8 protein-coding genes are annotated in these 6,771 nt (G+C 34.5%); 6 read left to right on the top strand and 2 right to left on the bottom strand.

What is annotated here, in order from left to right; all coding sequences use genetic code 11:
- The first annotated feature begins 1,152 nt into the window (after positions 1 to 1,152).
- The gene (locus tag ACFQ0V_RS13180) at positions 1,153 to 2,271 is read left to right on the top strand and encodes a hypothetical protein (protein ID WP_381014435.1); all 1,119 of its coding nucleotides are present in this window, start codon (positions 1,153 to 1,155) and stop codon (positions 2,269 to 2,271) included.
- Positions 2,272 to 2,368: 97 nt separating this feature from the next.
- Positions 2,369 to 2,518: a hypothetical protein gene (locus ACFQ0V_RS13175; RefSeq protein ID WP_161952350.1), complete on the top strand. Its 150-nt coding sequence runs from the start codon at positions 2,369 to 2,371 to the stop codon at positions 2,516 to 2,518.
- Between the two features lie 27 nt (positions 2,519 to 2,545).
- Here ACFQ0V_RS13175 and ACFQ0V_RS13170 read toward each other — a convergent pair whose 3' ends face one another.
- Positions 2,546 to 3,127 (bottom strand): recombinase family protein, encoded by a 582-nt coding sequence (locus ACFQ0V_RS13170; RefSeq protein WP_108308486.1) that lies wholly within the window; start codon positions 3,125 to 3,127, stop codon positions 2,546 to 2,548.
- 245 nt (positions 3,128 to 3,372) lie between these two features.
- Here ACFQ0V_RS13170 and ACFQ0V_RS13165 point away from each other — a divergent pair, with 245 nt between their 5' ends.
- Together ACFQ0V_RS13165 and ACFQ0V_RS13160 are read left to right on the top strand one after the other, a co-directional pair.
- Positions 3,373 to 3,519, top strand: a complete 147-nt coding sequence (locus ACFQ0V_RS13165) for a hypothetical protein (RefSeq protein ID WP_381014433.1) — start codon at positions 3,373 to 3,375, stop codon at positions 3,517 to 3,519.
- A 26-nt stretch (positions 3,520 to 3,545) separates the two neighbouring features.
- A complete protein-coding gene (locus ACFQ0V_RS13160) occupies positions 3,546 to 3,842 on the top strand; it encodes a hypothetical protein (RefSeq protein ID WP_381014432.1) in 297 nt (98 codons plus the stop codon).
- 179 nt (positions 3,843 to 4,021) lie between these two features.
- Here the strand turns inward: ACFQ0V_RS13160 and ACFQ0V_RS13155 are convergent, their stop codons facing one another.
- A complete protein-coding gene (locus ACFQ0V_RS13155; RefSeq protein WP_381014430.1) occupies positions 4,022 to 4,963 on the bottom strand; it encodes a DNA adenine methylase in 942 nt (313 codons plus the stop codon).
- A gap of 45 nt (positions 4,964 to 5,008) precedes the next feature.
- On the opposite strand from ACFQ0V_RS13155, the gene ACFQ0V_RS13150 reads away from it, so the two are divergent.
- Both ACFQ0V_RS13150 and ACFQ0V_RS13145 read left to right on the top strand, forming a co-directional pair.
- Entirely contained in the window at positions 5,009 to 5,755 is a 747-nt protein-coding gene (locus ACFQ0V_RS13150; protein WP_381014429.1) for a type II restriction endonuclease, read from the top strand.
- Between the two features lie 98 nt (positions 5,756 to 5,853).
- A complete protein-coding gene (locus ACFQ0V_RS13145) occupies positions 5,854 to 6,084 on the top strand; it encodes a single-stranded DNA-binding protein (protein ID WP_381014427.1) in 231 nt (76 codons plus the stop codon).
- The last annotated feature ends 687 nt before the right edge of the window (positions 6,085 to 6,771 follow it).

Raw genomic sequence — 6,771 nt, 5'->3', positions numbered from 1 at the left:
GGATACCTCAGCGACGTTAAACGCAGTATCGAAGAGCACACACCGAAAGGGTGTTTTTTTTATGTCAAAAATGCCTGCCTATGTTTCAAACAACCTTTTCTTTGTTGTTTGAAACATAGGCAGGCATTTTGGCACCAGCCGTTTCCTAGGCTCTGTTGCCGCAGTATGAAGAGCGTGAAAGACAAAGTCAAGTGATAAAGAGCCAAAATGCCTTGCGATCGAAGATCGCTTGGGAACCAGCGGAACGAAGTGAAGCGAAGTTTCCAAGCGATCTTCGATCGCTTCTTTTCTTTTTTAAAAAATTTTAAAATCGAATAGTAAGACTGTTTTTGAAAAAAGAGCTTTTTTTCAGGAATAGTTGAAAATTCGTTTACATATTATAAGGTGTAATAAATAAAAATGGTTGTAGTTTAAGGATGAGAAAAAGAAAAAGGAGGAGCCGCTAAAGATTTTTGAGAAGAGGTACGAAGAGAAATATACTTATTTTATTTTTAAAGTAAATTCATCCAGTGCTTAAGCGTGGACTTTAGAAAACAGGTCTTTTTTTACTTGCTGGAAAAAATATTCCAGAGTATACTAAATGTGGTTATATAAAAAAGAAAAGTTAGAGGTCAATGGTAAAAGGAAAATAAAAATAAGGAAGGAGAAGAGAAAAAGGAGCTTCAGAATTTATGTATGGATTAGATTCTGAAAAATATGATGTTTACCATTCAGAAAGAGAAAAAGGCTGTTACGAGATTTTAGAGCGTTTTAAAAGGTAATCAAATAAAATAATGATGTTAATTTTGAATGGACAGATGTTTGTGAATGATCGGTAGTAAAAATGTAGAAGTGAATTGAGAAAAAGAAATGTAGATGGAAAAAGAGTAAGTAGATTCAACAGATCGACTCCAGCTAACAAGATGCGAAAACCTCGTGTAGAGACACGAACAAAAAATTGTACATTGCAGGGAAGCTGCAATGGGGGTAAGCAATAATTGTTGATGGACTCAATTCGCTTATACGATTTGTTACAAGAAAAATATGCGTGTACATAAAAAATAGCGTCTGATGAGCGAGAGGGTTATGCCGATTGGTAACAAGCGGCATAATCCTTTAAGGTTTTCATTTTTTTGAACTTAGATTTTTAAAATTATTATGGAGAGTGAGGAGATGAAAAAGAAATTATCACGATCGGCCAAGAGAAAATTGGCTCGTCAAAAACAATACAAGAGAGAGCAGATCGAGAAGTTTGGAAATGATAATGCAAAATACACAGCTAAAAATTTGATTCGTCAATCGAGTAGAATTGGTTTTTCTAAAAAAGAAATGAAGAGGAAAAATCCAGATCATTTTGGGATTCATAGCAAAGCTACTTATAAAAAGACGATGGGAGAAGTCGGAAGATTCACACAATTTGTTAAAGAAGAGTTTGGAATCAACCGATTAAATCAGTTTCGTCAGGAACACGCTGAAGCGTATTTAGATGTAAAAGAGCGGCAAGGATTAACTAAAGGTTCTTTGCAAAATGTTGAAACCGCTTTGATTCACTTGTCGAAAGCAATGGAACGCGATGAGAAGTTTGGAGAACTTCCATCGTTAATGCCTGATCACCGACGATATACGAGTCAATCAGCCCATGAAGAAATTGAGCGAAAGCCTCGTGCTTACCAAGTAGAGGAAGCACGAGAAATTATTCAAAGGTTAGAAGAAAAAGGGCAGGAAACGGCAGCGTCAGCCGCATATCTATCAATGGTGTCTGGTTTACGAGCAGAAGAAGTATGTAAAATTGAACGAAGACATTTTGAGCGACATGAAGATCATTATAAAATTCGTATTACACGAGATGATCCTAGTTATGTGACGAAAGGTAATCGTTATCGAGAAGTTCGAATTGATGTAGAGCATACTTCACGATTAGATGATTTACTAGGGGGACTAGACGAGCGTGAGCGAGTAATTCCACTTGAAAGTTTACAATTAGCGAAAATGGTTGCTGCGGTGAAGCAAGAATATGATATTGCACGGCCGATCATGGCAATGCATGGCTTTCGCCATTTATTTGCGAGAACGAGATTTCAAGATGAGATTAATCATTCATCCGATCATTTAGATGTGATGAATCGTATTCTAGATAATTTATTTGAGGGGAAACGAGCAGACACGGGATTTTCGATTTCAGAAAAAGAACTCTATGAAGAAACGAAAGCAGCGATGGATCGGGTTCACGATGAATTAGGGCATGGCCGAAATCGTTTTGATTTGGCCATGCGATATTTAGATGTAAAATAACGCATATTATAATTAATTTATTAGGTAATGTTATATATATAATGTTGTGATACTATATAACTAAGCTTTTAGTCTAAGAAGAAAGAGGTGAATATAGATGAGTGAATGTCCAGAGTGTAACGGTGGTCAAGTAGAATGTGATTGTACAGGTGGCTTAGGTCGTCGTGGTGCAAATGAGGATTGTCCAGCATGTGGTGGAGACGGAGTACATACTTGTCCAGCATGTAACGGTTCAGGCCGATCGTAATATGAAAAACCTAGATTAAATTATAGTCTAGGTTTTTCTTTTTTTAATTTCATGATAAATCGTGCTACGAGGGACACCAGTTAACTTTACAATATCGTTGACACTATGACCGTTTGTACTTCTTGAAAAGTAAAGTTTGAGAGCCCGTTCAATATCTTTTTCATTTCTAGCGGGTCTACCTAAGTGTTTGCCTTGCTTTTTAGCACGCTCACGACCTTCTGAAGTTCTTTCTACGATGAGATCGCGTTCAAACTGTGCAAAGGCTGCAAGCATATTAAAGAGCAACATCTGGAGCGAAGAGTTTTCGTCTCGACCATCAAATTTCATATCTTCGCTTAAAAAATGAATGGTGACTTCTTTATTTTTAGCTTCTTGTACAATTTTATTGAGATCAATAATAGAACGAGCGAGTCGATCTATTTTCGTGACAACAATCGTGTCACCATTTCGAACAACCTCTTGCAGCAACTTATTCAGTTCTGGCCGATCACGCTTAGTGCCAGACATTTCATCGCAATAGATTTTTTCACAACCAGCAGCTTTAAGGGTTTCAATTTGGCTGTCTAAATTTTGTTGAGAAGTTGAAACACGAGCATATCCAATAATCATTTCATGATCCTCCTACTGTCTAATAAGTCTGCAATCATTTAGAAAGTTCCTTAATTTAATTATAGACTATCTTTTAGACAATAAAGAAGCGATAAAATCGTTGTTTTTATTGTTCAAAAGTTGGAAGGGAAATTTGTCTAAAAGTTGTGACTTTTGGACTTATACTTTGAAAGAGGGCATAAATATGTTCATCCGGATTTATAGAATTAAGAGTTATTTATTAATCATTGAGAAGGAGCGATTGAATGATCAGTATTTTAGAGGTTAAGCATAATTACGGAATCGATCGCTTGAGTGAAGAATATAACAAAGTAGAAGGGCAGTGGCAGCGTATTAAAGCTACTGAAAAGAAAATGGGTGTATTACAAGGTCATATGATAAAACCGCTCTAGAAGGCGATCAAGAAGCCTTGAACCATATGATTATTGCTTGCGTAAATGCGTACAATCATATGTATGGAGTTACTAATGAAGATGATGATATGACAATAAAAGAAGCAGAAGAATATGTTCTTCAAGATTATGAAAAGGTTGATGCAGCTTTTTCGATAAGTGAATTTGATTATTCATATGAAGGGATAGATGAATTAGGTGAAAGAATCGAAATTTTGTTGAAGGTGTATGGCACAATTTACGCGTTGCGTAATGATGAAGAACCTATTCATTATGGTGATCAGGATATGCTAAAGAGTCTTATAAATGGCGAATCACATTGAACTTATAAGAAAAGCTCAATGTAATTGCATTATTGATTCAATGTAGATTCCATGTAATGCCATGATTTATTGTTAAAAATCGCAAAAGTATCATGTATTTTCATGAATCAGTTCAATGATAATACAATAAATTTATGAGGTAAGTTCGATATAATTGTATGGACAGATTATATCGAACTTTAAAATAGAGATAATTGTTTAGCGATAGGCATATTTGTATTTTCAGTATCGTCTAATTCTTGTATATCTAATTCGTTCGTGCTTTCTAAGTTGATTCTTGCATATTGTTCTGAGACTATCAGAGATTCGATGACAGATTTTCTGTTATTTAAACTAGCTCCTACATGATAAAAGTGATCAGTAGTAAATTCAATGCCATTCCAATGTTTTAAGTAATAATTAGATCTAAAATCATTGGACTTCCACATACTTAAAGCATAACCAGCAGAGGTGTTATTCATAGTTTTTAATAATTCAAAAGCGTCGTTTTCATCCCAAGTATTATAATAATCAGCATGTAAACCAATATAAGGTGGGTCTAGATAAATAAAATCATTATGACTAGCGTTAGAAACAGTGTCTTTCCAATCTGCAACTTTAAATGTCCAATTTTTATTTTGCATAATATCTGAGACTAGTTGTATTTGATTACAAATTCGAGTTATTAAAGCTTTTTGAAAGCGTTCTGGTTTTCTACAAAAAGGTACGTTGAAATCACCTTTTTTATTAAAACGCATCATTCCATTGAAGCAACTTCTATTCAGAAAGATAAAGTCTAAAGGATCTCCATGTAAGTTGAATCTTTCACGTACATCATAGTAATATTCGCCGTTAGAAACTTCTAACTTTGCTCCTTCGCTTTCTAAAAAAGTCCGAACATTAGAACTATTGATTGAATTATCTTGTATACCTTTATATACATTGATAATATGTTTATTAGTATCTGAAACTATTGCATTTTGGGGTTGCATGTTAAAAAGCACAGAGCCAGAACCTAAAAAGGGTTCAATCCATATTTTCGAGTCATTCCATAAAATTGATTGTTTTATCATCGGTATTAGTTTAGTTTTAATACCTTGAATCTTTAGAGGTGGAACGACAATCTTCATTTTTTTTATCACTAAAATTCAACTCCTGTAATTATTTTTAAGGTGGTTAGTATATCAATGGAGAATATTATTGATGAATTATATCAAGAAGTTGAAAATCTACAAATCGATTGGAGTGTCAATGGTTTAATAGATGCTAATGAATCTATATACTCTTTAGGACATGATACAAAGTTGATTGGTAGAATTTTCGAGATTTTAGTTGCACCTGCAGTAAAAACATATGCTGAAAAGCATGATTTGAAATATGAAATTCCGTCTAAACAAAATATTTATCCAGATTTCACTTTGAGTAAATCGAACGGACGAAGAATTGCTATTGATGTAAAAACTACATATTTACAAAAGAATCTCTCGGGAGAAAACAGAAGTTTTCAATATACATTAGGTTCATTTAATTCTTTTTTGCGTGATAATACGAAAAATATTCATTATCCTTATGATCAATATGATATACATTTGGTTATAGGATTTTTATACGAACGAAACCCTGAATCTAAAGAAGGGATCATTGTTAATGGTGTAAAACATCTGCAAGAGTTACCTTCACCAGTAAAAAATGTTCAGTATTTTATTCAGCACAAATATAAAATATCTGGAGATAAACCTGGTAGTGGAAACACCGAGAACATAGGATCTATAAAAAGCAATGACTTACTACATTTTAAGCAAGGAAAAGGTCCGTTTTCTGAATTAGGAGAGTCCGTTTTTGAAGATTATTGGAGAAATTATCCAAGATATAGAACTTCAGAAAAACGAAAATATACTGATTTAGAATCTTATTTCAAGTATAAGGGACAATAATTAAATAAGAATATAAAAGAATATAAAAATTATATTCTTTTATATTCTTATTTAACCACAATATTGTGGTACAAGGCAAGTTAAAGGAGCTGTGTCGTATGAATACTCAGGACTTAATAAAGAAAGCATTAAAAGAAGTTGATCAGTTAGAAAAAGGAGAGACTTTTTTTCTTTCAGATTTATTTAAAGGTTATGAATGGAAAAGAATAGATCGTGCTCAGCGTCTTCAGCTAGGTAGAGATTTTTTGGAATATGTAAGAAAAGAAAATATAAGTGTGAAGGACAACAGTAAAAGCACGTCTAATAAACAAAAATATATAAAAGTATAAAAACGAGTACTAGCAATAAGAACCTTACTTATTAATTCTATAATTCTATAATTCTATAAATTATAATTTGAGAAACTTTGCGTCTTTTTTTATAACGTGTTATTATCTAATCATGACCTAATAAATGCAAAAAACCACTGGTCACGGGTGCTACCAACACCTATCAGTGGTTTTACGACAACATATATTCATTGGCTATGATAAGCGAAATTTGGTCAGCAGTCAAGACTTTCGCTAAAATAAGCCCGTCGAGAAGCCGTACTCGACGTAAAAGAAAAACGTAGAAGGACGACCGTTTCCGCCGCAAAATAAACGGGTAGCATTCCAATACAGCTTCTCTCGATCAGCTGGGTATGCGAACGGTGAAGACCACCGAAGAGATTTACGCCGCCTATTTGCAGGGTGAGCAATCAAACAAGGGTCTGGTAGTGGTACATTGGCTTCCTACGGGAAGGCAGCTGCTACACGCTAGCGAGTGAGAACAATCTGACAGCGAAAGCATACAGTAACTTCTTCACGATACGACACGAGCGTTTGTATAACGGCTCGCTAGCAGCGTCAGGGCAATGTATGACGTGATGTGTAGTAGATATGGAAACATTAGCATTGATCGAGAGCATACACACGGATACCTCAGCGACGTTAAACGCAGTATCGAAGAGCACACACCGAAAGGGTGTTTTTTTT

Source organism: Savagea faecisuis, from assembly GCF_042675605.1.
Taxonomy (GTDB): domain Bacteria; phylum Bacillota; class Bacilli; order Bacillales_A; family Planococcaceae; genus Savagea; species Savagea faecisuis.
The sequence above is the reverse complement of the archived record's forward strand: the minus strand, read 5'-3'. Positions and strand labels throughout refer to the sequence as shown.